We start from the raw sequence: 26,926 nt of genomic DNA, 5'->3' as shown, positions 1-26,926 counted from the left end.
ACCTACTCGGAACGACCGGCGCGGATGTTCTCGAAGACCTGCGGATCCACCAGTGTGGAGGTGTCACCCAGTTCGCGTCCCTCGGCCACATCGCGCAGCAAGCGGCGCATGATCTTGCCGCTGCGGGTTTTGGGCAGTTCCGGTACCACGTGGATCTCCCGGGGCCGGGCGATCGGGCTGATCGCGCGGGCCACCTCGGCCTTGAGTTCGTCGACCATCGCCGCTCCGGTATCGGTAGCGTCCGCGGAGAGGATCACGAACGCCACGATGCCCTGACCGGTGGTCTCGTCGCTGGCGCCGACCACCGCCGCCTCCGCCACACCGGCATGGCCGACCAGCGCGGATTCGACTTCCGCGGTCGAGATGCGATGCCCGGAAATATTCATCACATCGTCCACCCGGCCGAGCACCCACAGATCGCCGTTCACATCGAGTTTCGCGCCGTCACCGGCGAAGTACCAGCCCTGTTCGGCGAATCGCTCCCAGTAGGTGGCCCGGTACCGGTCCATATCGCCCCAGATACCGCGCAGCATCGCCGGCCACGGCCGGTCCAGCACCAGATAACCGTTGGCCTCGGTCTCCCCGCGCCGGACCGTATTGCCTTCCTCGTCCACCACCGTGGCCGAGATACCGGGCAGCGGGGTCATCGCCGCGCCCGGTTTGGTGGCGGTGATCCCCGGCAGCGGGGAGATCATGATGGCGCCGGTCTCGGTCTGCCACCAGGTGTCGACGATCGGTGCGCTGCCGCCGCCGATGACATCGCGATACCAGCGCCAGGCTTCCGGGTTGATCGGTTCGCCGACCGAGCCGAGTACCCGGACGGACGACAGATCGTGCGCGTCCGGTATCTGGCGGCCCCACTTCATGAAGGTGCGCACCAGCGTGGGCGCGGTGTAGTAGATCGTGACCCCGTACTTCTCGATGATCTGCCAGTGCCGGTGCTCGTCGGGGAAGTTCGGGGTGCCCTCGTAGAGCACCTGGGTGGCGCCGTTGGCCAGCGGACCGTAGACGATATAGCTGTGCCCGGTCACCCAGCCGACATCGGCGGTGCACCAGTAGATATCGGTCTCCGGTTTGTGGTCGAACACCACGCGGTGGGTGTAGCTGGTCTGGGTCAGGTATCCGCCGCTGGTGTGCAGGATGCCCTTCGGCTTACCGGTGGTACCGGAGGTGTAGAGGATGAACAGCGGATGTTCGGAGTCGAAGGGCTGCGCCTCGTGCGCGGGGTCGGCGTTCGCGACCGTTTCGTGCCACCACAGGTCACGACCCTCGACCCAGGGCACCTCGGTTCCGACCCGGCGGACCACCAGTACATGCTCCACGCTGGAGGGCACATCGCCTTTCGCGAGGAGCGCTTCGTCGACGGCTTCCTTCAGCGGAGCCGGGTTACCGCGCCGCCACTGGCCGTCGGTGGTGATGACCAGACGGGCCTCGGCGTCGTCGATCCGCTGGCGCAGCGCGGTCGGCGAGAACCCGGCGAACACCAGTGAATGTGGCAGACCCAGCCGGGCGCAGGCCAGCATGGCGACGACGGTCTCGGGGATCATCGGCATATAGATGGCGACCCGGTCGCCCGCCGTCAACCCGAGTTCGGTCAGATAGTTGGCGGCCCGGCCGACCTCGGCGAGCAGATCCGAGTAGGTGATGGTCCGGGAATCGCCCGGTTCGCCCTCCCAGTACAGCGCGACCTTGTCACCGCGGCCTTCGAGGACATGGCGGTCCACACAGTTGTACGCGACGTTGAGCCGGCCGCCGACGAACCATTTCGCCACCGGAGCGTCGGTCCAGTCGAGTACCTGGTCCCACCGCTGGTGCCAGTGCAGCTGATCGGCCTGCTCCGCCCAGAACCCTTCGCGGTCCTGCGCGGCACGCTCGTAGATACCCGCATCCACATTCGCCGCGGCAGCGAACTCCGCGCTCGGCGGGTAGGCGTCCGGGTGATCGGCGGTTTCGGTCATCTGAGTCACTTCCTTCGCGTTACCTGCACCATGAGGGGCCACTTGTGACCCTAAACTCTCCTCTGTCCGGCCGAGGGAATCCCCGGTCGAATGGCCGCGGAGACCGGCTGAACGGCTGTCCGGACCGGACGAACGGTTACCCGGGGAGGTGCCGGCCTGACTCGCGCGGTGCGGGCGTGGGGTCCGCGAAGACGCGCGCATCACGCTGCGGGCCGTTATCCTCAGACAACTCTGCGGGGTAAGGGCCGAGGCCCGCGACGCATATGGGTGTCGGCGCCGCGCCGTCGATGAGCACGAGCCGGGGAGAGTGTGTGAGGGGAGCATCGTGGTCGCTCCGGGCCGTGGGCCTGGTGCTGATCTTGACCGCCGTATCGGTACTGCCCGCCTGTACGGTGACACCGGCACTCGGTGACTCCATCGCCGTCAACGGCTCGGAACCACAGAATCCGCTGGTGCCGTCGAATACGAACGAGAACGGCGGCGGGCGGATCGTCGATCGGTTGTTCTCGGGTCTGCGCCGGATCGCGGCCGACGGCAGCCTGCACGACGAGGTGGCCGAATCCATCGAGACCACCGATCAACAGCACTACCGGATCCGGTTGAAAACCGGCTGGACCTTCACCGACGGATCGCCCGTCACCGCACATTCTTTCGTCGACGCCTGGAACTACGGCGCCCTGGTCACCAACGCGCAGTTGCAGAGTTACACCTATGAGCCGATAGTCGGTTTCGACGATGTGCAAGCCGATCCGCCGCGCGCCCGGACGATGTCGGGTCTGCGGGTGGTCGACGATCGCACGTTCACCGTCACGTTGAAGGCGCCCACCATCGACTTCCGGACCCGGCTGGCTTCCGCGCCCTTCTACCCGCTGCCCGAATCGGCCTTCGCGGATATGGAGGAGTTCGGGCAACATCCGATCGGCAACGGCCCGTACCGTTTCGCGGGCCCGGACGCCTGGCAGCACGATGTGAAACTGGATGTGGTGCCGAACGAGTCGTACCGGGGTGGCCGTCCGGCCCGGAACAAGGGCCTGACCTTCGTCTTCTACTCCGATCTCGACGCCGCATACGCCGATCTGCTGTCCGGCAATCTGGACGTGCTCGATTCGGTCCCCACCAGTGCGCTGCCGGTGCTGCACGCCGATCTGGGGGAGCGCGCGGTCGCGGCGGCCACCGCGAAGGATCAATGGATCGGTATGCAGCCGGGGCTTCCGCATTTCGCGGGGGAGGAAGGCCGGCTGCGCCGGCACGCGATATCGATGGCGATCGACCGTCAGGCCATCGGCGACAAGATCTTCCGCGGCACCCGAGCTCCCGCCCGCGACTACACCTCCAGTGTGCTGCCCGGCTTCGACGGCAATCTTCCGGGCGCCGAAGCGCTCGTCTACAACCCGGACGAGGCGCGGCGTCTCTGGGCGAAGGCGGACGAGATCGCGCCGTGGAGCGGTCGTTTCGAGATCGCCTACAACGCCGACGGCGACCACCAGTCCTGGATCGACGCGGTCGCGAACAGTATCAAGAACACGCTCGGTATCGAGGCCGTCGGCGCTGCCTACCCGACCTTCAAGCAGCTACGCGATCAGATCGTCGCGCGGTCCGTCGGCAAAGCCTTCCGCTCGGGCTGGCAGGGTGACTATCCGACGATGCTGCAGTTCCTGGAGCCGAACTACCTGAGCCACTCCGAAACCAATGATTTCGACTACCGCAACCCCGAATTCGACGATCTCATCGCGGCCGCCGAAGCCGCGCCCACCGAAGCCGAGTCGTGGGCGCTGGTCGCGCGGGCCCAGGCGGTTCTGCTGCGCGATATGCCGGCCATTCCGATCTTCGACTATGTGAACTCGTCCGGTTACTCCGAGCGGGTCCGCGGTGTCGATTTCGGCTGGAACGGTATGGCGGACTTCGAGAACCTCGAACTGATATGACGCCCGAGCCCCGCGGCGTGAGGAGAGCGTATGGCCTGGTACGTAGTGCGGCGTCTGCTGCAGATGGTTCCGGTGTTCTTCGGCGCCACCCTGCTCATCTATTTCCTGATCTACAAGGTTTCCGGGGGTTCGGTCGCGGCGCTGGCCGGTGATCGCACCCTGACACCCGCTCTGGAGGAGCAGCTGCGCGCGCGGTATCACCTGGACCGTTCCTTCTTCGTGCAGTACTTCTACTATCTGAAAGGTATTTTCACCTTCGATCTGGGCACCTCGTTTTCCGGTCGTTCGGTGAAAGACGAACTGCTGCGGGCATTTCCGATAACCTTCCGCCTCGCGGTGCTCGCGCTGCTGTTCGAAGCGGTGTTCGGGATCCTGTTCGGCGCGCTGGCCGGGTTGCGCAAGGGCAAACCCTTCGACTCGGCCATGCTGGTGGTGAGCCTGGTGGTGATCGCGGTACCGGTTTTCGTCCTCGGGTTCCTCGCGCAATTCCTACTGGGCGTGAAATGGGGTATCGCACCCGTCACTGTCGGGGCGGACGCCAGCTGGGGTCGCCTGGTGGTGCCGGCGATGGTGCTGGGCGCGCTCTCGTTCGCCTATGTGCTGCGGTTGACCCGCAACGCGGTCGCGGAGAACCGCGATGCCGACTATGTGCGCACCGCGACGGCCAAGGGACTGCCCCGGCATCGGGTCGTCACCGTGCACGTCCTGCGGAATTCGCTCATCCCGGTGGTCACCTTCCTCGGCGCCGACCTCGGCGCGCTGATGGGCGGGGCGATCGTCACGGAGGGCATCTTCAATATCCCCGGTGTGGGCGGCACCCTGTACCAGGCTGTGGTGCGCGGTGAAGCGCCGACGGTGGTCTCCTTCGTCACGGTGCTGATCGTGGTGTTCCTGCTCGCAAACCTCGTGGTGGACCTGCTGTACGCGGTGCTCGATCCCCGGATTCGTTATGCCTGAACAGGAGTACGGCCATGTCCGATGAGTTACCGGTCCGCCGCGACCGGCAGCGCTGGGTCGCCGAACCGGACGCTGTGACGGTGGAGGCCACAGATCAGGTGCGGGTCGCGGGCGCACCGCACGGGTTCTGGGGCCAGGCCTGGCAGAACCTGCGCCGCAATCCGCTGTTCTGGATCGCGGCGGTGCTCATCGCGCTGGTGCTGGTGGTCGCTGCCTTCCCCGGCCTGTTCACCGGCCAGGATCCGCGCTACTGCCTGGTGGACAACAGTCTGCTGCCGCCGAATTCGGCGCACTGGTTCGGGTTCGATCTGCAGGGCTGCGATATCTACGCCCGGACCGTCTACGGGGCGCGCGCCTCGATCCTCACCGGGGTCGGCGCGGCAATCTTGTTCGCCCTGGTCGGGGCCACTCTGGGGGCGCTGGCCGGGTTCTACGGCGGGGTGCTCGATTCGATCATCTCCCGTATCTCGGAAATCGTCTTCGCCATCCCGCTGATGCTCGCCGCGATTGTGCTCATGCAGCTGTCCACCGAGCGCACCGTCGGGCTGGTGATAGTCACGCTGGCGGGGTTCACCTGGCCGCAGGCGGCACGGATCGCCCGTGGGTCGGTGATCGCCGCGAAGAACAGCGAGTATGTGCTGGCCGCCCGGGCTCTGGGAGTATCCCGGCTCGGCATCCTGGTCCGTCATGTCCTGCCGAATTCGGTGGGCCCCGTCATCGTGGTGACTGCCATCTGGCTGGGCGTTTTCATCGTGACCGAGGCGACGCTGTCGTTCCTGGGAGTCGGTCTGCCGCCCACCGAGATTTCCTGGGGCGCCGATATCGCGACCGGCCAGCAGCAGTTGCGCGGCGGATCACTGATCCTGTTCTACCCCGCTACGGCACTGGCGCTGACGGTACTCAGCTTCATCATGCTGGGCGACGCCCTCGGCGATGCCATCGATCCGAAATCGCGGAGTACGCGGTGATCCGCGTGCCGGGAGGGATGCGACCATGACAGCCGAAACCGCAGGTGAGAGCCCACTGCTGGAGATCCGTGACCTGCGCATAGCGTTCGGGTCCGGCGAGAACCGGATCGAAGCGGTGCGCGGCGTCGACCTCACCGTGTACCCGGGCGAGACCGTAGCGATCGTCGGGGAGAGCGGGTCCGGGAAATCGACCACCGCGCACGCGGTCCTCGGTCTACTGCCGCCGGGCGGCCGGGTTACCGGCGGCAGTATCCGATTCGCCGGTACCGAACTGGCCGATGCATCCGAATCGCGGCTGGTCGCTTTGCGCGGCACCGAGATCGGATTCGTCCCGCAGGACCCCATGTCGAACCTGGACCCGGTGTACAAGATCGGCTTCCAGATCCGGGAGACCTTGGCCGCCAACGGTGTGGCCCGCGGTCGGAAGGCCCGCGAACGGACAGCAGAACTGTTGCGGTCCGCCGGGATTCCCGATCCCGGGCAGCGGGCCGGCCAGTATCCGCACGAATTGTCCGGCGGACTTCGCCAGCGCGCACTCATCGCGATGGCTCTGTCCGCCCGGCCGGCGCTGCTGATCGCAGATGAGCCCACCTCCGCACTGGACGTCACAGTGCAGCGTCGGATTCTCGACCATATCGACAGTCTCACGGGTGAATTCGGCACCGCGATGCTGCTCATCACGCACGATCTGGCCCTTGCGGCAGAACGCGCGCAGCATCTGGTCGTGATGTACCGGGGCCGGATCGTGGAGTCGGGACCGGCATCGGAGCTGCTGCACGATCCCCGCCATGCCTACACCCGGAAGTTGGTCGAATCAGCGCCGTCGCTCGCAGCCGGACGGCGCGCCGAACGCCCCCGCGAAAAGGACGGCAAAGACCCGATCTTGGTGGTCGACCGGCTCACCAAGCGATATCGAGTGCGCGCTTCGGTCCCGTGGCGCTCGCTGGAGAGCACGGCCGCCGAGGACGTCTCGTTCAGCCTGAAACGGGGCACGACCACCGCGCTGGTCGGCGAATCGGGTTCCGGAAAGTCCACCGTCGCCCAGCTCGTTCTCGGACTGCTCGAGCCCAGTTCGGGGTCGGTGATGTTCGACGGTACCGATATAGGCCGATTGACACGCCGCGAACAGACCCGCCTGCGGCGCCGGGTGCAGCCGATCTTCCAGAACCCCTACGCCTCACTCGACCCGATGTACTCGATCCACCGATGCATCGCCGAACCCCTGTGGACCCATAACCTCGGTACTCGCACCGAACGCGACGAGCGGGTCCGTGAGCTACTGGACCAGGTGGCCCTGCCCAGCAGCGTCGCCTCCCGCTATCCGAACGAACTGTCCGGTGGGCAGCGCCAGCGGGTGGCCATCGCCCGGGCGCTGGCCCTCGAACCCGAACTGCTGGTCTGCGATGAGGCGGTATCGGCGCTCGATGTCCTCGTCCAGGCGAATATCCTCGATCTGCTCGACCGTTTGCAGGGCGAACTGGGTCTCACCTATCTGTTCATCACCCATGACCTGGCCGTGGTACGGCAGATCGCGGACGAGGTTCTGGTCATGCACGATGGCCGCATCGTCGAGGCGGCACCCACCGAACAGATCTTCGAATCGCCGGCCGAGGACTACACGCGCCGGCTACTGGCGGCCATACCCGGTCGCGATCTGGCCGTCGGATGACCGGACAACCGGCATCGACGGTCCGGGGCCCATATCGACCGCGGCGGCAAGCCGCGTAGCCTGCTACCCCGTGACCGATCCGCTCGCGCCCCTCACCGATCTGCCCGGCGTCCGGGCTGCCGCGGACAAGGCGCGCGACGCGCTGGCCCAGGTGCACCGGCACAAAACCAACCGCCGCGGCTGGCCGACCACCGCGGCGGAAGCTGCGGTCCGGGCCGCACGATCGTCGGCGGCGCTCGACGGCGGTAGTACGGAACTACCCGCCGACGGTGCCGTCGCCGACCCCATCCTGGCCGGTGCGCTCCGCGTCGGGCAGGCGCTTGAAGGTGACGCGCTGCGCAATCTCATCGGTGTCTGGGAACGGGCGCCGCTACAGGCGCTGGCCAGGTTGCATCTGCTGGCCGCCGCGGACCTGGTGGCAGACGAGAACGAGCTGGGCCGGCCACGCGCCGATGCCGGCGTGGCCGAACGCCTGGACGTTATGTCCCAAACCCTGCTCGCTACCTCGGCGCCGGCTCCGGTGACGGCGGCCGTGGTACACGGCGAGCTGATGACTCTGAAACCGTTCGGCTCGGCGGACGCGCTGGTGGCGCGAGCGGCGTCGCGCCTGGTGACTGTGTCGAGTGGACTGGATCCACACGCGCTCGGTGTCCCGGAGGTCTTCCTGCTGCGCCGGCGGCAGGCCTATCTGGACGCGGCAGCCGGATTCGGCGGCGGGACGGCCGCCGGGGTCGGCGGCTGGGTGGTGTTCTGCTGCGGGGCACTCGAAGACGGTGCCCGGGAAGCGATATCGATCGCGGACGCGGCGGCGGGCTGACTGTCGCCGGGGCCGGTGACCAGTTGTGGTGGGTCCGGCCGCACACATTAAAGCGGGCGGCGTGGTCCTTGGACCTCACCGCCCGCGAGCACGGACTACCTGGTTACCATGCGTGCTGAAATGGGTTGTGTTCTCCGGCCTCGGCGTTCCTCCGGCTTCCGCAGCAGCTCATCCCCGCAGCTATGCGAGGCCATCGCCGGCAACGGACCGGATTTCGCAGGCCCACAACACTCCTGCCCTTGTCGCGGCGAGCTCCGCGTGGGTGCCTGGTGTCCGTGCTGGGAAGGGTGGTCGGGAGACTGAACCTTCTCTTCCGGCTCAGCCTTGGCCTTCCGTCCTTCCGTGACTCCATTTCTACACTGTGAGCGCACTCACATCAAGGCTTGGCGGAACTTGGGCCGAACATTCGAGAACCATCGCCGCTGGTCGGAGTCATATGCTATAAGACCAGGTAGTTAGGGTCTTCAGCGGCGCCGAAGGATACGGTAGGTGAGCGCGCCGGCGGCCAGGGCGCTCAGTCCGACGGCGATACCGGTAGCCGCCGTTTTCGAGGGAGTTCCGAACCGGGACCACAGCGAAACCGGGTTCGAGAAAGTCAGAACGGGCCATCCTCGGGTGGTGGCCTCACGCCTCAGGTTGCGGTCGGGGTTCACGGCGGTCGGGTGTCCGACCGCCGTCAGCATCGGCAGATCGGTGACCGAATCGGAATAGGCGTAGCACCGTGACAGATCGTAACCTTCTGTAGCGGCAAGCTTTTCGATGGCGGTGACCTTACCCCGCCCGTAGCAGTAGGAATCGACCTCACCGGTGTACTTCCCGTCGGCGACGGCCAGGCGGGTCGCCGCGGTATGTGTCGCGCCGAGGGCCTCGGCGATGGGTGCCACGACCTCCTCGCCGGAGGCGGAGACGATCACCACATCGTGCCCGCGGATCCGGTGATCGGCGATCAGATCGACTGCCTCCGCGTAGATCAGCGGATCCACCAACTCGTGCAATGTCTCGGCCACGATCGATCGAACCTGGGCGACCTCCCATCCGGCGACCATATTGGTCAGATTGGCGCGCATCCGCTCCATCTGATCGTGGTCGGCGCCCGACAGCAGGAACATGAAATGGGCATAGCTGCCCTCCAGTACCGCCCGCCGGTTGATCAGGCCCTGAGCGAAGAACGGCTTACTGAACACATAGGTGCTCGATCTGGCGATGACCGTCTTATCCAGGTCGAAGAACGCGGCTATACGGCTGTTCGCGCGGTGGTGCTCGCCGGGAACCGGTGTCGTATCAGCGGAGTTCGTCACGGCTTCAGGATAGGCATTTGCGTGTGGCGTGTCGGCGTCATCAGGGGTGTTTATCGGTGCTGACCTGTGGTTTTGTCCATGTCGCGGTGGTGGTCGTGACATGGGGAACTTCTTTGACGCGGGGCTTGCGTTCTCGTCGGGGCTTGGGTGTAGTATTGCTGTCACCTGGACATGTTCCAGGCGCGTTCAGCCCGACCCCCCGGGGCTGAACCCCGACGGCCCCAGCCTCCTCCCCCCCCGGCTGGGGCCGTCCTCTATTCAGGGGCGGCCGCGAATCCGGGAACTTATCCACAGCCTGCGAGTTGTCCACACTCGCCGGCGCGGTTCGTATCGGGGCGGATTTCTCGGCCACGCTGGCTTCCATGGACCACGACGCGACCACGGCGGAAACCACCGAACCCGCTGTGCTGGTGCTCATCCGAGACGATCGGTTACGTGAGGAAGTCCGCCGGATAGCCGCCGCGGCCGGTCGCCGCATCGACGAATCCACCCCGCCCGCAGGCCGCCACCCCTGGGCGGTCGCGCCACTCATAGTGCTCGATACTCCCGCCGCCGTCGAATGTGCCGGGGCCGCGCCCTCGCGGCGCAGCGGTGTGGTCACCGTTACCGACGGTGAACCCGAATTGGCCGATTGGCAGGCGGCGGCGGTGATCGGCGCCGAACGCGTGGTCGCTCTCCCCGGCGCCGCCGTAGCGCTTATCGAGCTGTTCGCCGAATACGCCGAACAGCACGCCGACGGCGGTGTCGTCGTAGCTCTCGCCGGTGCCGGCGGCGGTGCCGGAGCCTCCACCCTGGCAGCGGGTATCGCCCTGCGTTCGGCAACGGCGGGTTTCCGGCCGCATACCGTTCTCGTCGACAGCGCACCACACGGCGGTGGTCTGGACCTCCTGCTCGGAATCGAAGGTGCGCCCGGTCTGCGCTGGCCGGATCTCGTGGTCGACGACGGCCGGGTGGCCGCCGCCGAACTACACGGCGCGTTGCCGGGCGCCGGAGCCGGCCTGTCGGTGCTGTCCTGCGGCCGGGGAATCGGCCGGACCGGTCCGATCGGCGCCGCCGCGGCGCATGCGGTGATCGAAGCCGCCCGCGGGGCGGGTGATCTGGTGGTCTGCGATATCTCCAGCGAACGAGGCCCGCATATCGATCGGATCCTCGACGCCGCTGACTTGGTGGTCCTCGTCGTCCCAGCGCGGCTGCGCGCGGTGGCGGCGGCCCAGGCGGTCACGCACTGGATAAGAGGCCGGAATCCGAATCAGGGACTGGTGGTGCGCGGTCCCGCACCCGCCAACCTGCGGGGTCATGAGATCGCCGCGGTTCTCGACCTGCCGCTACTGGCCGCGGTGCGTGCCCAACCCGGCCTGGCCGCCCGCCTGGAACGTGGCGGTCTGCGGTTACGACGCGGTCCGTTGCGTACCGCCTGCGATGCCGTGCTCGCGGTACTGAGTCCGCCCGACGAGCGGCGGGTCGGATGAGCACCGGCACGGAAGACACCGTCGTCACCGCCGAGTTGCTCGACCGGGTACGCCGGCGACTGGCCGGAGAATCAGCCGAGCCGGAACCGGCGCTGCTCGCGGCCGCCATCCGCGCCGAAGCGGGTGGGGTGCTGGGTGATACCGATCTGCTGCGCGCATTGCGGCTGTTACAGACCGAACTCACCGGAGCAGGGCTTCTCGAACCCCTGCTGCACGATCCGGCGGTCGCCGATGTTCTGGTCACCGCACCGGACGCGGTATGGGTCGACCGCGGTCACGGGGTCGAGAAGGCATCGATAACCTTCCCCGACGAGGCCGCCGTACGCCGCCTGGCCCAGCGGCTCGCACTATCGGCGGGCCGCCGTCTCGACGATGCCCAGCCCTGGGTGGACGGCCGGCTCTCCGGCCGGGAAATGGTGCTGGGGCACAGCTTCGGCGTCCGTTTGCACGCAGTGCTGGCACCGGTCGCGCTCGGCGGAACCTGCCTCTCCTTGCGTGTCCTGCGCCCCGCGACCCAGGGGCTGGACGCACTGTGCCGGGTGGGGACGGTATCCGCGGAAGCGAAAGCCCTACTGCGCAGGATGATCCGGGCGCGACTGGCCTTTCTGGTCGTCGGCGGCACAGGAGCCGGTAAGACCACCTTGCTGGCGGCATTGCTCGCCGAGGTCGATCCGCGGGAGCGCATTGTCTGTGTGGAGGACGCGGCCGAACTCGCGCCGCCGCACCCACATGTCGTCCGACTGGTGGCCCGGCCCGCGAATATCGAAGGAGCCGGCGAGATCACGCTGCGTGATCTGGTGCGCCAGGCCCTCCGTATGCGCCCGGATCGGATCGTCGTGGGGGAGGTGCGCGGAGCCGAGGTCGTCGACCTGCTCACCGCGCTGAACACCGGGCACGATGGAGGCGCGGGGACGGTGCATGCCAATTCGCCGCGTGAAGTCCCGGCCCGGCTCGAGGCCCTCGCCGCGTCGGGCGGGATGGATCGCGCCGCCCTGCACAGTCAGCTGGCCGCGGCCGTCCAGGTGGTGCTCCACGTGCAGCGATATCCCGACGGATCGCGCAGCCTCCGGGAAATCGGTGTGGTGCAGCGGGATGCGGACGGCTGGGTGGAGATCCGCCCCGCCTGGCGAGCGAGCGGCCCCGGCCCCGGGGCGGCTGTCCTGGCCGCACTGTTCGAAGAACGGTCGGCCCGATGACAGTCGCGGGACCGGTCGGGACAACCCTGGCGGCGCTCGGATGGACAACTATGGCACTGCTGGTGTTCCCCGCACCGGCCGGCCGGCGCCGGTTCGGGCAGATCTTCGAACCACGTGCGTCCCGGCGTGTTCCGCTGCGATGGGGTGTCCGTGGCGTCGCGGGTCTCGGCTGTGTGGTGGCGCTGGGCCTCGGCAGCGGAACTCTCATATGCGCGCTCATCGTCGTGTCGACCGTGACGGTCCGGCTGCGCCGATCCCGCCGGGACAGATTGCACCGCACCGAATGTGGCCACTTGCTCGACGGATTGGCAGCGGTGATCGCGGAACTGCGGGTGGGTGCCCATCCCAGTGCCGCCGCGGCTGTGGCCGCTCGCGAGTCGGCCGGTATCGCGGCACAGGCATTCGCGGTCGGTTCGGCGCGCAGCAGGCTGGGTGGGTCCGGGGCCGATGGATTGCTCCGTCCGGATTCGGTGATCGCCGCCGAGCTCGCCCGGGTCTCGGATGCCTGGCAGGTCGCCGAACGTCACGGTCTGGCCCTGGCCGAACTGCTCGCTGCGGCCCGAGCCGATCTGGCCGCACGGATCAAATTCCGGAATCGGACCGAATCAGCTCTGGCCGGTGCTCGTGCCACGGCCGCCATTCTGGCGGTGCTGCCGCTACTCGGCATCGGTCTGGGGCAGTTGATGGGCGCGAACCCCCTGTACGTACTCCTGTTCTCGACAGTCGGTACCTATCTACTTCCGCTGGGCGCCGGCCTGGCCTGTGCCGGTTTGCTCTGGGCTGACGAAATAACCCGCCGGGTGGTACCGCGATGACCGAACCTGGTGTGTCCGCGCCGCTGCCGAGATCTCTGGTGCCGGGCCGCCGCGGGATCCCTTCCGGGAGCGGCTGATGACCTCCGGAACGGTATGGCCGTATCTGCTGCTGTCGGGAGCGTTACTCCTGGTCCCGGTGCGAGCGTCGGCTGTCGGGCGGCTGGGGACCGATCCGGTCGGTCGTGCCGCAGTGCGCGAAGCCCGCGATCAGATCGATCCGGTGGCTGTCGCCACGCTTTTCGACCTGCTGGCGGCCTGCCTACGTGCCGGCCTACCGGCAGACGCAGCGGTACGTGCGGTGGTGCCCACCTGCCCGGCCCCGCTGGCGGCTCTCCTGCAGCGGGCGGCCGATCTGCTCGCCATGGGTGCGGATCCGGCCATCGCCTGGTCGCCGGCCGCTCCGGCCGCGGCCCCCTCGCCGGAGTTCGAAGCGCTCGCGCGGCTTGCGCGCCGATCGGCGCGCTCCGGATCGTCGCTGGCGGCGGCGGTCGGTGAGCTGGCCGACGAGCACCGCGCCCTGGTAGAGGAGGCGGCCACCGCACGAGCAGAACGTGCCGGTGTGCTGATCGGCGGTCCGCTGGGCCTGTGTTTTCTACCGGCATTCGTCTGCCTGGGAATCGTCCCGGTGATCGTGGGGCTGGCAGGCCGGGTATTGGGCGGTGCCCTCTTGTGACGGGCGACAGCGAGGTGGGTACCGAGACGAACCACGCACGGAGCGGCCGTGCGAGTTGATGAGGAAGGGGCGATACATGCCGAAAATGACCGAGTGGCAGACGGTTCGGCAGCTGCGGGCAGTCAACGGGGAGATCGGTGCTCGACTGCTCCGGGCCTGGGCGGCAGACGAAGGGATGAGCACCGTCGAGTACGCGATCGGGACCATCGCCGCCGCGGCGTTCGGAGCCGTTCTGTACACCGTGGTGACAGGGGAGAGCATCCCCGACGCACTGACCGGAATTATCGAAAAGGCACTGAACACAAGTGTGTAGCGGTCGAGCGAGAACGCGCCCCGAGGGTGCCCGGCCCGCTCGGGGGACAAGCCCGGAAGCTCCGTCTGCTACCCGGCGCCCGGCGCTGAGTGGCGATACGGGTTCGGTAACGGTCGAGGCGGCGATCGCCCTCGGGGCGGTCGCCGCGGCGGTCGCGTTGTGCGTGGGAGCGGTATTGGCCGCGGTAACCCAGGTGCGCTGTGTCGATGCCGCCCGGGAGGCTGCTCGGCTGGCCGCCCGGGGAGATCGTGATTCAGCGGTTTCCGCCGCACGACGGGTGGCCCCAGGCGGGGCGGATATTTCGCTGAGGTACGAGGGGGATCGAGTGGTCGCGCTCGTCACTGCCGGCACCCCGCTGCTGCCCGCGCTCGACCTCCGCGCCGAGGCGATCGCCGTGCGAGAACCCGGTGAGGACATATGAACGGCCGGAGCGCACATGAGTCGACGGTCGTCCGTCCGGGCGCGGAGGAAGTCCGGGCGGGCCGCGTCACAGTGGGTAGACGCCGGGCCGGATACCGGCCATCCACGGATACGTGCCGCGAGCGAGGTTCGGCCAGCGTCACCGCGTGCCTGGCATTGGTGGCGTTGCTCACGCTCACGGTGCTCGTCACCCAACTCGGCGCGGTGGTCGTTACCCGGCATCGGGCGCAGGCGGCAGCGGATCTCGCGGCGCTGGCCGCCGCGGGCGAACTGCGCAACGGTGCCGGAGCGGGATGCGCAGTCGCCGAATCCCTGGGCCGACGAATGGCGATGGGGGTCGCGCGGTGCGAAGTCGACGGATGGGATGTCGTTGTCGAGGTAGAAGAAAAAGTACCGGTGGGTCCGTTCGGGGCCCGGAGTATACGAGCGATTGCGCGGGCAGGCCCGGTCGAAGAACAGTAGAGATCGGACTTCACGGAAACTTGTTAACGACGAATACGGTAATCGCTTAGCAATGGCAATTAATCGCCCGTTGCGGGAATTGATGGTTTGTTATTGAAATGATCAGGATGCATTGCCGATGGGTACCGATTCGTTATATGGCTACAATCCAGTTAACAGAATCGTGCTCCTCTTAAATGTCCCGGAGTCGAGGATCGGGCCGCGCCGGCGGATCCGTGGACCGCCTCCGAACTGGTTGTTCACCCCGAAATACAGTCCGGTCGGCCGGCCTCGGTGAGCTCGGTCAGAATCGCTGTCAACAACCTGACTGCCCCTGGCTTGTCGAGTGGGTCGTTGCCGTTTCCGCACTTGGGTGATTGGACGCAGGAGGGGCAGCCGCTGGGGCAGGAACACGACTCGACGGCGGCGAGTGTGGCGGCCAGCCAGCGCCGGAGCAGTGCGTAGCCCCGCTCGGCGAACCCCGCGCCACCGGCCTGCCCGTCGTAGACGAACACCGTCGGCAGGCCGGTATCCGGGTGCTGAGCGGTGGAAACGCCGCCGATATCCCACCGGTCACAGGTCGCTACCAGCGGCAACAGCCCGATCGCGGCATGTTCGGCGGCATGCAGCGCTCCGGGCACTTCGGCCGGAGCGATACCGGCCCCGGCCAGCAGTTCGGAGGTCAGGGTGTACAGCACGGCGGTGGTGGGCAGCCGCTGCGGTGGCAGATCGAGTTCGACCAGGTCCAGTACCTCCCCGGTGATCGAGGTGCGGAGATAACCCACGACCTGGCTGTGCACCGTGACCGTCGCCAATGCGGTAGTGACCTGCCCGAATGTCTTGCTTTCCCGGACCGAATCGATGGTGATCGAGGTGGTCTGCCGGGCGCTGGTGGTCCAGCCGGGACTCTCCTCGCGCACCAGGGCGATGCCGTCCTCGAGATCGAGTTCCTCCACCACGTAGGTCTCGCCTTGGTGCAGGTGCACCGCACCCCGGTGCAGAGTCGCCAGGGCCCGGCCCGGGTCCGATGTGCCCAGGAAGCGCCCGGTCTCGCCGACCACGATCGCCACCTGGGTGCCGATGCCGCCGCGGATATCGACCGAATCGTGCGGCGGTTCGGCCGCCGTATAGAACCAGCGGTAGCCGCCATTGGATCGGCGGCGTCGGATCAGGCCTCTACCTGCGAGTTCGATCAGGGTGCGGTGGGTGCCCAGCCGCTCGGCCGCTTCGTCGTCGATCGGCAGTTCCATGGCCGCGCACAACAGCTGCGGGCCGAGAACGTAGGGGTTGAGCGGATCGATGATCGTGGCCTCCACCGGCCGGTCCAGGAGCGCTTCCGGGTGATGGACGAGGTAAGTGTCGAGGGGGTCGTCACGTGCCACCAACAGGGCCAATGCGCCCTGCGTCCGCCGCCCGGCCCGGCCGATCTGCTGGCGGAACGAAGCGACCGTGCCGGGGAAACCGGCGAGGACCACCGCGTCCAGCCCGGCGATATCCACACCGAGTTCCAGGGCGTTCGTAGTCGCCGCGGCCAGCAGTGACCCGTCGGTCAGCCCCGCCTCCAGGGCCCGGCGGTCTTCGGGCAGATAACCGCCCCGGTACGCCGCGACACGTTCTGCCAGTTCAGGGTCGATTTCCGCGAGCCGCTGCCGAGTGTGCAGGGCGATCAATTCCGCGGCCCGCCGCGACCGTGCGAACGTCAGCGTGCGGGCTCCTTCGAGCACCAGGTCGGCGGTGATCCGGGCGGCCTCGGTGGTCGCGCCCAAGCGCACGGGAGCACCGTTCTCGCGGCGTACGGAGGTGAGCAGCGGTGGTTCCCAGAAGGCGACGGTCCGAGGGCCGCGCGGAGACCCGTCCTCGGTCACCGCGACGCAGTCGGCGCCGATCAAACGCGTCGCTGCGGCCGCCGGTTCGGCCGCGGTTGCGGAGCACACCACGAACACCGGGTCGGCACCGTAATGCGCGGCCAACCGGCGCAACCGGCGCAACACCAGCGCGACATGTGAGCCGAAGATCCCCCGGTAGGCATGGCATTCGTCGACGACGACATAACGCAGCCGGCGGAACAGCCGGGCCCAGCGCTGATGTGACCGCAACAGGCCGAGGTGCAGCATATCGGGGTTGGTGAACACCCAGCGGGCCTCCGCCCGCACCCACTGCCGGATCTCCGTGGGCGTATCACCGTCGTAGGCGGCTACCGCGATATTCCGCAGCGGCCGGTGCCGCACGAGTTCCCCGGCCATCCGTAGCTGGTCGGCGCCCAGTGCTTTGGTCGGCGCGAGATAGAGCGCTGTGGCACGCGGGTCGTCGTGCAATGCCGTGAGTACCGGCAGTTGGTAGCCCAGTGACTTCCCGGACGCGGTCCCTGTCGATACGACCACGTTCCGCCCGTTGTAGGCGAGTTCCGCGGTTTCGGCCTGGTGGGTCCACGGTTTCTCGATTCCCTGCGCGCCGAGTGCGTCTACGACCGCCGGCGCTGCCCATTGCGGCCATTCCGCTGTCCGGGCTCGGCGCCCCGGAATCTCGGCGATATGCGTCAGTCGCGCGTCGGTGTCCTCGGTGCCCTGCAGGACACGATTCAGCAACGATCGCCCGTAGCTCGTCTCGGGTTGGATCTCGCGAGTCACTCCGCCGTGCCTTCCGTATCGCGGATCGGTCTGAAGCACCGCCATCGACCCCCTTTTGCCTGCGGTTTCGATACCCAATAGCGATGTGGGTCACAGGCGGGTACGCGGTCCGAGGGCTGGTTATCGGTAGGCAAACATACCGGAGGTTCAGATTCCGGCGGGCAATCCCTTATCTCCGCATTCGCGAGATCATTTTTTTTGCAAATTGTCGGTAACTCCGCTGTTGAATTTCCCAAAGACATGGTTCACTGGGTCTCGGTCGCAAGCTTCTGTGTTCGAGGGAACGGATGCAAAGTCCAAACCCTGGGCAGGATCGATGTTGCGAACCGCTTACGAAAGACCCCCACGGGAGTCCAGAGTACAGCGGTCCGGAACGGGCCCGGTGGACGAAACCCAGTTGTCCGCCGTTCCGAGTAAGAAAAGAGAAGGAACAGAATGGCACAGGGAACTGTGAAGTGGTTCAACGCGGAGAAGGGCTTCGGCTTCATCGCGCCCGAAGACGGCTCTGCGGACGTCTTCGTCCACTACTCCGAAATCCAGGGTTCGGGGTTCCGTACCCTCGAAGAAAATCAGAAGGTCGAGTTCGAGGTTGGCCAGGGCACCAAGGGCCCGCAGGCCACCGGAGTTCGCGCGCTCAGCTGAGCGGGCACACCTCCCAGTTCGTCCCTCGATCCCGTAACGGGACCGAGGGACGAACTATATGTGGAGTATGCGTACCTCCGCACCCGGACCGGCCACACGTTTCCCGCCCACCCGGTCCGGCCATTCATCGGCTGCGGTCATTCGATCCGGCAGCGTGCCTTCCGGTGCCCCGGCATCCGCTCCGGCCGGCCGTTCATCGCGTGCGTCCGCCCTTGCCGGGACACCGTTCTCGTGGTCCGCCGACGCATCTCGTTCGCCTTCCGCCACGCGCGGGCGCTCGAACGATTGCCGCCCGCCGGTACCGCTCACATCGACAACGCACAGGTGCTTGGCCTACCGTGCGTGCCGTAGCGGCCTCGCGCCCTGCATACTGAACGGCATCGACGCGCCATCGCCCGATGGTCGCAACCGCTCGACCACGCGCAGCGTCAAGGTATAAACGTGTCTGGTGGTGAAGTTCGCCGTCACCATCTGTTCATCCAGCCGCGGCCTGCGCTCGAGCAGCGTTGCGCGGGTCGAGAAGGAAAGGGATTCGCCGGTGGCAACACGAGACCGTAGCGCAGCCGAGGCGGGTCGTCCCGTGCGTCGTCTCGTAATCGTCGAGTCCCCGACCAAAGCGCGGAAAATCGCGCCCTACCTGGGTCGGGACTATACGGTCGAGGCGTCGGTCGGGCATATCCGCGATCTCCCCCGCGGGGCCGCCGATGTGCCGGCCAAGTACAAGGGCCAGGACTGGGCGCGGCTCGGCGTGGACGTCAACAACGACTTCGAACCCATCTATGTGGTCAGCCCGGATAAGAAGGGGAAGGTCACCGAACTCAAGGGTCTGCTGGCGGACGCCGACGAGTTGTATCTGGCCACCGACCCCGACCGTGAGGGCGAGGCGATCGCCTGGCATCTGCTGGAGACGCTGAAGCCGAAGGTTCCGGTTCGCCGGATGGTGTTCCACGAGATCACCGAGCCCGCGATCCGGGCGGCCGCCGCGGATACCCGCGACCTGGACAACGATCTGGTCGACGCGCAGGAAACCCGGCGCATCCTGGACCGGCTGTACGGTTACGAGGTCAGTCCGGTGCTCTGGAAGAAGGTCATGCCGAGGCTTTCGGCGGGCCGGGTGCAGTCCGTCGCGACCAGGGTGATCGTGCGGCGCGAGCGCGAGCGGATGGCGTTCCGTTCGGCCGAGTACTGGGATATCGCGGCGAAGCTGGACGCGGGCGGGGAGTCCGATACCGCCAATCCGCGCGTCTTCTCCGCTCGCCTGGTCGATGTCGACGGCGCCCGGGTGGCCACCGGTCGCGATTTCGGATCCGACGGGCAACTCAAGGCCGACTCCCGGGCACTGGTCCTGGACGAGGCGCGGGCGCGCCGGCTGGCCGAGGCATTGCACGGCACCGACCTCGTGGTGACCTCGGCGGAGTCCAAGCCGTACACCCGGAAGCCCTATGCGCCGTTCATGACCTCGACCTTGCAGCAGGAGGCGGGCCGCAAACTGCGTTTCACCTCCGAACGCACCATGCGCACTGCGCAGCGGCTGTACGAGAACGGCTATATCACCTATATGCGTACCGACTCGACGACGCTGTCGGAGTCGGCGATCAACGCCGCACGCGCCCAGGCCACCCAGTTGTACGGTGCGGAATACGTGCATCCGACGGCCCGGCAGTACACCCGCAAGGTCAAGAACGCCCAGGAAGCACACGAGGCGATCCGCCCGGCCGGCGATACCTTCGCCACACCCGGTCAGTTGCACGCCCGCCTGGACAACGACGAGTTCCGGCTCTACGAGCTGATCTGGCAGCGGACCGTCGCCTCGCAGATGGCCGATGCCAAGGGAACTACCCTCACGCTGCGGATCACCGGTACCGCCGGCACAGGTGAGGAATGTGTGTTCTCCGCCTCCGGCCGCACCATTACCTTCCCAGGCTTCCTGAAGGCGTACGTCGAAAGCGTCGACGAGGAGGCCGGCGGTCAATCGGACGACGCGGAAACCCGGTTGCCCCAGCTCGACGAGGGTGAGGGTGTTACCGCTGTCGAACTGAACCCCGACGGCCACAGCACCAATCCGCCCGCGCGATTCACCGAAGCCTCGCTGATCAAAACCCTCGAAGAACTCGGGATCGGGCGGCCGTCCACCTACTCCTCGATCATCAAGACGATTCTCGACCGCGGCTATATCTACAAACGCGGTAGCGCGCTGGTGCCGTCCTGGGTCGCGTTCTCGGTGACGGGTCTGCTGGAGGTGCATTTCGGCCGGTTGGTCGATTTCGACTTCACCGCCGCGATGGAAGACGATCTGGACGCGATCGCCGGCGGCCGCGCCCGGCGCGGAAACTGGTTGTCCAGCTTCTACTTCGGTGGCGACGACGGGGCCGAGGGATCGGTCGCGCGATCCGGTGGGCTCAAGAAGATGGTCGGGGAACGGCTCGACGATATCGATGCCCGCGAGATCAATTCGATCAAACTGTTCACCGATGACGCGGGCCGCGATGTAGTGGTGCGCGTCGGCCGGTACGGGCCGTATCTGGAGCGGATGGTCACCGACCCCGATAATCCGGACGCGGAACCGACCTCGCAGCGCGCCAATCTGCCCGACGACCTGCCGCCGGACGAACTGACCCAAGAGGTCGCGGAGAAACTGTTCGCCACTCCTCAAGAGGGGCGCGCGCTCGGCGTGGATCCCGCGAACGGGCACGAGATTTTCGTCAAGGAGGGCCGTTTCGGGCCCTACGTCACCGAGATCCTGCCGGAGACCGAACAGGATCAGGCGGCGAAGAAGACCGCGAAGAAGAACGGTCCGAAACCTCGCACCGGGTCGCTGTTGAAGTCGATGGATCCCTCGACGGTCACGCTCGAAGACGCTTTGAAACTGCTCTCGCTGCCCCGGGTGGTCGGCACGGACCCGGCGTCCGGGGAGGAGATCACGGCGCAGAACGGGCGGTACGGGCCCTATTTGAAGAAGGGCACCGATTCGCGTTCGCTGGCGACCGAGGATCAGATCTTCACAGTGACCCTCGACGAGGCCCTCAAGCTCTATGCCGAGCCGAAACGCCGAGGTAGACAGGCCGCGGCCGCTGCGCCGCTGCGGGAACTCGGCAATGATTCGGCCACCGATAAGCCGATGGTGATCAAGGACGGCCGGTTCGGGCCCTACGTCACCGACGGTGAGACCAATGCCAGCCTGCGCAAGGGCGACGAGGTGGAGTCGATCACCGACGAACGCGCCTCGGAGCTGCTGGCCGATCGGCGGGCACGGGGTCCGGTGAAGAAGGCGGCCAAGAAGACCGCCAAGAAGGCACCAGCCAAGAAGGCCGCGGCGAAGAAGACCACGACCGTGGCGAAGAAAACGACCGCGAAGAAGACCGCCGCCAAGAAGGCGCCGGCCAAGAAAACGGCCGCCAAGAAAGCTCCGGCGAAGCAGTCCGCGAGCCGGGCAACCGCGGAGGACAGCGAATAATCCGGGTTGTCGTACCCACGCCGTAGCCTGACGCGCGCATACCGTCCAGTGAGAAGGAGCGCCGATGGCCGGCCGCCAGGAACGTGAGGACCTCGTCCAACTGCTCGATGAGCAGCGGGAGATGTTCCGGATAACCCTGCGAGGGATCGGCGAGGAGCAGGCGCGGCAGCGCACAACGGCGAGCGAACTCACTCTGGGCGGTCTGTTGCACCATCTGATCAGCTGCGAACAGGAGTGGACCGAGGTACTCGTCGAACGCGACGAGACCGCGGAACAGAAGCTGGAAGACTACGAGGGTGCGTACATCATCGGCGATGATGAAACCGTCGACGATCTGCTCGCGGAATGGGAACGGGTCGCCGCGAACACCGCGGAACTCATTCGCACAGTGGAGGATCTGGATGCTTCCATCCCCACGCCCACCAACCCATGGGTTCCCGGCCGGGTGTGGTGGTCTGCGCGATTCATGATCCTGCACATCCTTCGCGAGATCGCTCACCACAGCGGGCATGCCGATATCATTCGCGAGCAGTTGGACGGGGCGAACACGACGGCTCAGCGCGCGGGCTAGGCTCGGTCATCGCCCCGGCCGTGTGCGGGCTATGTACGAGGGGGCGATGCCGATCAGGCGAACCTCCGCGTCTGCTCTGCGTATCTCCGCCGGCGCCGGTCATGTGCTGGGGGAGCTCGTGCCCGGTGTCGATTAGGGTGTGGGCGTGACGAGTGTCTTCGATCGGCTGGTGGGGCAGGAGACCGTGGCGGCCGAACTGACCGATGCCGCCGTGGCCGGGCGCTCCGGCGCGGCCGAGGGCGCGATGACACATTCGTGGCTGTTCACCGGTCCACCGGGGTCCGGGCGGTCCGTGGCCGCGCTGTGTTTCGCGGCCGCCCTGCAATGCACCGATCCGGAGGAAGTGGGTTGCGGTCGCTGTCACGCGTGCACCACCACGCTGGCCGGAACACACGGTGATGTGCGGCGGGTGATCCCCGAGGGTTTGAGCATCTCCACCAAGGAGATGCGCGGGATCGTGCAGATCGCCGCGCGCCGGCCCAGCACCGGCCGCTGGCAGGTGGTGGTGATCGAGGACGCCGACCGGCTCACCGAAGCCGCGGGAAATGTGCTGCTCAAGGTGGTCGAGGAACCACCCGCGCGGACCGTTTTCCTGTTGTGTGCGCCATCGGTGGACCCGGAAGACATCTCGGTGACCCTGCGCTCGCGCTGCCGGCACGTCCATCTGGTCACCCCGTCGGCACCCGCGATCGCCCGGGTGCTGCGCGATCACGACGGTCTCGACCCGGAAACCGCCGAGTGGGCGGCCGCCGTGAGTGGTGGCCATATCGGACGGGCACGGCGCCTCGCCACCGACGAGGAAGCTCGCGAACGCCGCCGCCGCGCCCTCGACCTCGTCGCCGCGGTATCCCGCGGAACCGCCTACGTGGCCGCCGACGAACTCGTCAAAGCTGCCGACGATGAGGCGAAGGAACTCAGCGCGGAACGCGACGACCGCGAACGCGACGAACTCGCTACCGCCCTCGGCGCCGGTGGTACCGGTAAAGGCGCGGCCGGCGCCACCCGGGGCTCGGCCGGGGTACTCAAAGATCTGGAACGCCGCCAGAAATCCCGGGCCACCCGCACCGGCCGCGACGCCCTGGACCGCGCTCTCCTCGATATCGCCGGCCTCTACCGCGATGCCCTGGCCGTGAGCTTCGGTGACCCCGGCGGTATCACCATGACCCACCCCGATATGGCCGACCGGACCCGCGACCTGGCCACCCGGATCCGCCCCGAGGGCCTGCTCCGCTCGATCGATGCTATCCTCGCCTGCCGCGAAGCCCTCGAACTGAACGTCAAACCCCGATTCGCACTCGCCGCGATGGCCGCCGCCCTGCTGGCGCAGGCATCCTGACCACCCGTTTTCGCGTTCCCCACGGGGAGACGATAGACTCGCGTCGCCGAACGGCACGCCGCCTTAGCTCAGTCGGTAGAGCGCTTCACTCGTAATGAAAAGGTCAGGAGTTCGATTCTCCTAGGCGGCTCCACTCGGAAGCCGACTCCAACCAGTCGGCTTCCGCCCCGTGCGATGTTTACGCCGAGACATCGCAGCAGCCGGATTGTCACGGTTTGTCACAAAGGCATCCGAAGTGCCCACTGCGGAGCCGGTGCATCGTCCCGAGAATACAGGTAGGTGCGCATCGTGAACGCACTGTCGGCGTGCGACCCTCGAGCGGCGCGCTCTGCCCGGTCGACCGGCTGTGGTTCCGTCAGGAATGACCGGTAGCCCCGCCGTCGAGGATGTGCGCGTACGGGTCTTGGTCGGCACCGACACGCTCGGGCATCGGGTAGTAGGTCTTGATCAGCAGGTCGCCGTTCGTATCCCAGGCGAACGTCTCGATGCTGTGCACCATTACGACGTCATCATCACTGCCGAACCGGTTCTCGCACACCCATGCCATTTCGTCGCCGTTGACCTGCACGGTCAGCATCGTGATCCGCAGCAGTTGCTGGAAGAGATCCCATGCGTGCGTAGTTGCGGCCTCGAACCCTGTCTTTTCCTCGGTACCGACCGGGTCGAACATGCGCACACCAGCCGGGATGATCGTGCGCCAGGACGCGACCCATTCATCTTTGCGGCCCGCATTCCACAGTTCGGCGTGCTTGGAAGCGTGCGCCAAACGGGCGTCACGGGTAGGAACCTTCGTCACTTTTCGGGTCCTTTCAGGCAGCGGCGAACCGGAGCGCCGAGCACGACAATTCCAGACAGGAGAATAGACAGGTGTCCATAATGGGTCAACGGATCTGGCATCACAGCCCCAGCTACACCTGCGTGACCTCCGGTCGCGTCGCCCTGCTGACCGGTGGCCCGCATTGCGTTCCCGCTTCCCTCCGGCCTCGAGGGTGCTGACGTGGACGCGTAGGGCGTGGGGCGGTGTACCAGGTCGTTTCACATCTGAACACGAAACCCGTGCGACTCAGGAATGCGATCCTGTCGATCGCAACCGGTTCACTCGCCGCGGTGACCCACTTGCGCGTCTGGAGCCGCAGATAGCAGTGGTCTGGTAAAACGCGAAATCCTTTCCACGACTGGGGGTATCGTGCATTCGCATTGTTACCATCTCCGCCGTGGTTCAACGATATATACGTAAGACTTTGATGTATCTGATCCCGGCTGCCGGTGTGATCGGTATGGCGATTCCCGGGACGGCGGGTGCCGATTCCGGTCAATTGCTGCCACCGATCGTCGAGTTCTCCGCACAGAACGGGGGATATGTGGGCGCGAAGATCGTCAACCAGAACGACCGGGGAGTGTGCTGGGCCGAGAACGCCGACACCGGCGCCGTCTTCACTATCGGTGCGCAGTTCCACGATTTCGGCGTCGAAGAATCGGTGGCAGGTCCCGGCGCGACACAACACAAGTCACTGGACGTCGACAAGAACGGCCCCGTGCGTGTGGTCGGCCGCTGCGCCGAGCATCTTCCGCCGGCCGGAGACGATCCTTCGGCATCGGCCAGTGAAGTGGTCACCGTCGAAGTGACAGGTGCCAGCGTTCCGTTGTTCGGCAGCAGCGGTTAATCTTTCCCTCCACACAGAGCGGTCCGCTGCTCCCGGCCGGAGTCAGCGGACCGCTCTCGTAACAGGGGGAGGGCTCGTGGTATCGCTGAGTATCTGGCACTGGCTCATCATGTTGATCGGGCTGGCGTTCTTCGGCGGGATCATCACTGTGATCGTTGTGGTCGCGAAATCGTCCTCGAGCCGCCCGGCCCAGCACCGGCCGCCGGTCGGACCGGCCCCCGGCTGGTATCCGGACAATGGTGATCCCGGTAGGCTGCGCTGGTTCGATGGGCAGATGTGGACCGATCAGGTGCGGAATCGCTGACGGCTGGGTTCCAGAATCCAGCCCTGCGCGGTATCGGCCAGATTCCACCACGAGACGAACCGTTCATCGACGCTCTCCAGCGACCAAGCTGCCGACAGTCGATCGAAGAACGCATCGTCACCGGTCTTGCCGCCTTTGGGTTCACCCACGAACACCAGTCGCCGCCCGCCTCTCGACTCGAACAGTTCCAGCGCCCGGGAAGCCATCGGGTTACCCCAGCCCGGCGGCCAGCACAGGAACAACACGGAGTCCTCATCCAGTTCGGCCGCGAACTCGCCCGGGCCGCCGACCGGGAACCACACGGCGGGCTGCCCGGCCGTAACGGGGAAGGACGGGTTGGCCGAGCTGCCGGGCGGTTCGGAGTCGAACGCCCGCACCGTCATGCCCAGGTCGGTGAGCAGCCTCGCCCAATAGCCGCGTCCAGCGCCCAGCTCGACTACCTTCCGCCCGTCGCTGAAGGCTTTTATCCAGTCCAGTGACTCGGGGGAGGGGATCGCATAGGCGTAAGCAGCTTGCAGGATCGTCTGCGCGAACCCCAGCCGGACGCTTCCGTTCGCGCTTCCCCCGTCGGCCACCCGGCGCTTGCGGTCGCTTTCGACTGCCGGCCCGACGATCTCCCAGTACGGATTGCCGACTCCGGTGGCGGTCATGAAGTGCACGAGCCGTAGATCGAATGCGGCGTCGGCTTCGGGATCGCCGGTTCCGGACAGCATCGGCGCGGTATCCAGATACTCGGCGACCTTCGGGTACTCCGCCGCCAGCCGCGGCCCGTCATCGAGCAGGGCGGCCAGTTCGGTTCGGCGCTCAGGTGTCAGTGCGAGACCGGTCATACTCTCGATTCTCCAGGCGCACAGCACCTCCCGTGTGCTGTTGACCGGGTTCCTGTCTATCGGCGGATTGGTCCGGCTCCGGCCAGAACACAGCCCAGACCAGCACTGCCGTCGGAATACCGACCACCGCCACCCACCCGAGCACGATCACCGCCCCGGCCCCGATATCGACCACCGGGCGAACGACAGCCGGGGTAGCACTGTCTCCACGTCGGCAATATCCATGACGCGGTTCAGCTCGAGCGGGCCGAGGTGGTCCGGGGCGGGCAGGACGACCACATCCGCCGCCGCGTTCCGCGCTTGGTCGGCGACCGGTAGCACCGAACATTCGTCGGGCCATACGATCTCGTAGCCGAGCCGCTCGGCCAGCCGACGCACCTGCGCCCGGTCCCGATCGGGCGCTGTGCTCACATCGTCATCCACCCATCCGAATGCGGTCGGCCGCATCGTGTCCCCTGCCGTCGCTGGTGCTGGCTCGCACCCGCCGCCGGGGACTCGATCACCCGGCGGCGGGGCTGAAAAGAACGGTAGGCGTGGATATTTACCCTGGTCACAAGGTTGCGGTCTACAGCCGTCTAC

General features: G+C 66.9%; 24 protein-coding genes and 1 tRNA gene. 19 read left to right on the top strand and 6 right to left on the bottom strand.

The window, feature by feature from the left end:
- Positions 1-2: 2 nt before the first annotated feature.
- Positions 3-1,958 (bottom strand): acetate--CoA ligase, encoded by a 1,956-nt coding sequence (gene acs, locus ABZ827_RS28435; protein WP_357243090.1) that lies wholly within the window; start codon positions 1,956-1,958, stop codon positions 3-5.
- A 311-nt stretch (positions 1,959-2,269) separates the two neighbouring features.
- Here acs and ABZ827_RS28430 point away from each other — a divergent pair, with 311 nt between their 5' ends.
- The 5 genes from ABZ827_RS28430 to ABZ827_RS28410 all read left to right on the top strand — a co-directional run bounded on the left by ABZ827_RS28430 (position 2,270) and on the right by ABZ827_RS28410 (position 8,294).
- Positions 2,270-3,883 (top strand): ABC transporter substrate-binding protein, encoded by a 1,614-nt coding sequence (locus ABZ827_RS28430; protein WP_357243087.1) that lies wholly within the window; start codon positions 2,270-2,272, stop codon positions 3,881-3,883.
- A 30-nt stretch (positions 3,884-3,913) separates the two neighbouring features.
- Entirely contained in the window at positions 3,914-4,840 is a 927-nt protein-coding gene (locus tag ABZ827_RS28425) for an ABC transporter permease (protein ID WP_357243084.1), read from the top strand.
- A 14-nt stretch (positions 4,841-4,854) separates the two neighbouring features.
- Complete coding sequence (locus ABZ827_RS28420) at positions 4,855-5,808, top strand: ABC transporter permease (protein WP_357243081.1); 954 nt, start codon at positions 4,855-4,857, stop codon at positions 5,806-5,808.
- A gap of 25 nt (positions 5,809-5,833) precedes the next feature.
- Positions 5,834-7,477, top strand: coding sequence for an ABC transporter ATP-binding protein (locus ABZ827_RS28415; RefSeq protein ID WP_357243078.1), 1,644 nt, complete (start codon positions 5,834-5,836; stop codon positions 7,475-7,477).
- A 70-nt stretch (positions 7,478-7,547) separates the two neighbouring features.
- Positions 7,548-8,294 carry an oxidoreductase gene (locus ABZ827_RS28410; protein ID WP_357243075.1) on the top strand — a complete coding sequence of 249 codons (747 nt, stop codon included), beginning with the start codon at positions 7,548-7,550 and terminating at the stop codon, positions 8,292-8,294.
- Between the two features lie 464 nt (positions 8,295-8,758).
- Here ABZ827_RS28410 and ABZ827_RS28405 read toward each other — a convergent pair whose 3' ends face one another.
- Complete coding sequence (locus ABZ827_RS28405) at positions 8,759-9,592, bottom strand: HAD-IB family hydrolase (RefSeq protein ID WP_357243072.1); 834 nt, start codon at positions 9,590-9,592, stop codon at positions 8,759-8,761.
- A 362-nt stretch (positions 9,593-9,954) separates the two neighbouring features.
- Here ABZ827_RS28405 and ssd point away from each other — a divergent pair, with 362 nt between their 5' ends.
- From ssd to ABZ827_RS28370, 7 genes are all read left to right on the top strand, one after another.
- Positions 9,955-11,061 (top strand): septum site-determining protein Ssd, encoded by a 1,107-nt coding sequence (gene ssd / locus ABZ827_RS28400; RefSeq protein ID WP_357243160.1) that lies wholly within the window; start codon positions 9,955-9,957, stop codon positions 11,059-11,061.
- On the top strand, positions 11,058-12,257 hold the full coding sequence (locus ABZ827_RS28395; RefSeq protein WP_357243069.1) for a TadA family conjugal transfer-associated ATPase: 1,200 nt from the start codon (positions 11,058-11,060) through the stop codon (positions 12,255-12,257). Before ssd ends, ABZ827_RS28395 begins: the two co-directional genes overlap by 4 nt.
- Positions 12,254-13,072, top strand: a complete 819-nt coding sequence (locus ABZ827_RS28390; protein ID WP_357243066.1) for a hypothetical protein — start codon at positions 12,254-12,256, stop codon at positions 13,070-13,072. The genes ABZ827_RS28395 and ABZ827_RS28390 overlap by 4 nt, the downstream gene beginning before the upstream one ends.
- Before the next feature lie 76 nt (positions 13,073-13,148).
- Complete coding sequence (locus ABZ827_RS28385) at positions 13,149-13,745, top strand: type II secretion system F family protein (protein ID WP_357243063.1); 597 nt, start codon at positions 13,149-13,151, stop codon at positions 13,743-13,745.
- 85 nt (positions 13,746-13,830) lie between these two features.
- Positions 13,831-14,058: a DUF4244 domain-containing protein gene (locus ABZ827_RS28380; protein ID WP_357243157.1), complete on the top strand. Its 228-nt coding sequence runs from the start codon at positions 13,831-13,833 to the stop codon at positions 14,056-14,058.
- 85 nt (positions 14,059-14,143) lie between these two features.
- On the top strand, positions 14,144-14,479 hold the full coding sequence (locus ABZ827_RS28375) for a TadE family type IV pilus minor pilin (protein ID WP_357243154.1): 336 nt from the start codon (positions 14,144-14,146) through the stop codon (positions 14,477-14,479).
- Positions 14,476-14,940, top strand: a complete 465-nt coding sequence (locus ABZ827_RS28370; protein ID WP_357243060.1) for an Rv3654c family TadE-like protein — start codon at positions 14,476-14,478, stop codon at positions 14,938-14,940. Before ABZ827_RS28375 ends, ABZ827_RS28370 begins: the two co-directional genes overlap by 4 nt.
- Before the next feature lie 239 nt (positions 14,941-15,179).
- On the opposite strand, the gene ABZ827_RS28365 is transcribed toward ABZ827_RS28370, so the two are convergent.
- On the bottom strand, positions 15,180-17,546 hold the full coding sequence (locus ABZ827_RS28365) for a DEAD/DEAH box helicase (protein WP_357243057.1): 2,367 nt from the start codon (positions 17,544-17,546) through the stop codon (positions 15,180-15,182).
- A gap of 435 nt (positions 17,547-17,981) precedes the next feature.
- Here ABZ827_RS28365 and ABZ827_RS28360 point away from each other — a divergent pair, with 435 nt between their 5' ends.
- The 5 genes from ABZ827_RS28360 to ABZ827_RS28340 all read left to right on the top strand — a co-directional run bounded on the left by ABZ827_RS28360 (position 17,982) and on the right by ABZ827_RS28340 (position 23,682).
- Positions 17,982-18,188: a cold-shock protein gene (locus tag ABZ827_RS28360; RefSeq protein ID WP_011206895.1), complete on the top strand. Its 207-nt coding sequence runs from the start codon at positions 17,982-17,984 to the stop codon at positions 18,186-18,188.
- Positions 18,189-18,726: 538 nt separating this feature from the next.
- Complete coding sequence (topA, locus tag ABZ827_RS28355; protein ID WP_357243054.1) at positions 18,727-21,642, top strand: type I DNA topoisomerase; 2,916 nt, start codon at positions 18,727-18,729, stop codon at positions 21,640-21,642.
- Positions 21,643-21,706: 64 nt separating this feature from the next.
- On the top strand, positions 21,707-22,213 hold the full coding sequence (locus ABZ827_RS28350; RefSeq protein ID WP_357243051.1) for a DUF664 domain-containing protein: 507 nt from the start codon (positions 21,707-21,709) through the stop codon (positions 22,211-22,213).
- A gap of 145 nt (positions 22,214-22,358) precedes the next feature.
- Positions 22,359-23,549 (top strand): DNA polymerase III subunit delta', encoded by a 1,191-nt coding sequence (locus ABZ827_RS28345; RefSeq protein ID WP_357243049.1) that lies wholly within the window; start codon positions 22,359-22,361, stop codon positions 23,547-23,549.
- A gap of 57 nt (positions 23,550-23,606) precedes the next feature.
- Positions 23,607-23,682 (top strand) — tRNA-Thr (locus ABZ827_RS28340).
- A 222-nt stretch (positions 23,683-23,904) separates the two neighbouring features.
- On the opposite strand, the gene ABZ827_RS28335 is transcribed toward ABZ827_RS28340, so the two are convergent.
- Positions 23,905-24,345, bottom strand: coding sequence for a hypothetical protein (locus ABZ827_RS28335; protein WP_357243046.1), 441 nt, complete (start codon positions 24,343-24,345; stop codon positions 23,905-23,907).
- A 418-nt stretch (positions 24,346-24,763) separates the two neighbouring features.
- On the opposite strand from ABZ827_RS28335, the gene ABZ827_RS28330 reads away from it, so the two are divergent.
- Both ABZ827_RS28330 and ABZ827_RS28325 read left to right on the top strand, forming a co-directional pair.
- Entirely contained in the window at positions 24,764-25,213 is a 450-nt protein-coding gene (locus ABZ827_RS28330; protein ID WP_357243043.1) for a hypothetical protein, read from the top strand.
- 76 nt (positions 25,214-25,289) lie between these two features.
- A complete protein-coding gene (locus ABZ827_RS28325; RefSeq protein ID WP_357243040.1) occupies positions 25,290-25,517 on the top strand; it encodes a DUF2510 domain-containing protein in 228 nt (75 codons plus the stop codon).
- Here the strand turns inward: ABZ827_RS28325 and ABZ827_RS28320 are convergent.
- Complete coding sequence (locus tag ABZ827_RS28320; RefSeq protein ID WP_357243037.1) at positions 25,499-26,347, bottom strand: hypothetical protein; 849 nt, start codon at positions 26,345-26,347, stop codon at positions 25,499-25,501. The two genes, ABZ827_RS28325 and ABZ827_RS28320, sit on opposite strands and share 19 nt — an antisense overlap.
- A gap of 147 nt (positions 26,348-26,494) precedes the next feature.
- Positions 26,495-26,758, bottom strand: a complete 264-nt coding sequence (locus ABZ827_RS28315; protein ID WP_357243034.1) for a hypothetical protein — start codon at positions 26,756-26,758, stop codon at positions 26,495-26,497.
- Positions 26,759-26,926 lie beyond the last annotated feature (168 nt).

The organism is Nocardia sp. NPDC019395 (assembly GCF_040632335.1).
Classification (GTDB): Bacteria; Actinomycetota; Actinomycetes; order Mycobacteriales; family Mycobacteriaceae; genus Nocardia.
The sequence above is the reverse complement of the archived record's forward strand: the minus strand, read 5'-3'. Positions and strand labels throughout refer to the sequence as shown.

Excerpts from the sequence above, each read along its gene's own strand:
- acs (WP_357243090.1), bottom strand. The coding sequence starts at position 1,958 with ATGACCGAAACCGCCGATCACCCGGACGCCTACCCGCCGAGCGCGGAG.
- ABZ827_RS28425 (WP_357243084.1), top strand. The coding sequence starts at position 3,914 with ATGGCCTGGTACGTAGTGCGGCGTCTGCTGCAGATGGTTCCGGTGTTC.
- ABZ827_RS28420 (WP_357243081.1), top strand. The coding sequence starts at position 4,855 with ATGTCCGATGAGTTACCGGTCCGCCGCGACCGGCAGCGCTGGGTCGCC.
- ABZ827_RS28415 (WP_357243078.1), top strand. The coding sequence starts at position 5,834 with ATGACAGCCGAAACCGCAGGTGAGAGCCCACTGCTGGAGATCCGTGAC.
- ssd (WP_357243160.1), top strand. The coding sequence starts at position 9,955 with ATGGACCACGACGCGACCACGGCGGAAACCACCGAACCCGCTGTGCTG.
- ABZ827_RS28395 (WP_357243069.1), top strand. The coding sequence starts at position 11,058 with ATGAGCACCGGCACGGAAGACACCGTCGTCACCGCCGAGTTGCTCGAC.
- ABZ827_RS28390 (WP_357243066.1), top strand. The coding sequence starts at position 12,254 with ATGACAGTCGCGGGACCGGTCGGGACAACCCTGGCGGCGCTCGGATGG.
- ABZ827_RS28385 (WP_357243063.1), top strand. The coding sequence starts at position 13,149 with ATGACCTCCGGAACGGTATGGCCGTATCTGCTGCTGTCGGGAGCGTTA.
- ABZ827_RS28380 (WP_357243157.1), top strand. The coding sequence starts at position 13,831 with ATGACCGAGTGGCAGACGGTTCGGCAGCTGCGGGCAGTCAACGGGGAG.
- ABZ827_RS28370 (WP_357243060.1), top strand. The coding sequence starts at position 14,476 with ATGAACGGCCGGAGCGCACATGAGTCGACGGTCGTCCGTCCGGGCGCG.
- ABZ827_RS28360 (WP_011206895.1), top strand. The coding sequence starts at position 17,982 with ATGGCACAGGGAACTGTGAAGTGGTTCAACGCGGAGAAGGGCTTCGGC.
- ABZ827_RS28350 (WP_357243051.1), top strand. The coding sequence starts at position 21,707 with ATGGCCGGCCGCCAGGAACGTGAGGACCTCGTCCAACTGCTCGATGAG.
- ABZ827_RS28320 (WP_357243037.1), bottom strand. The coding sequence starts at position 26,347 with ATGACCGGTCTCGCACTGACACCTGAGCGCCGAACCGAACTGGCCGCC.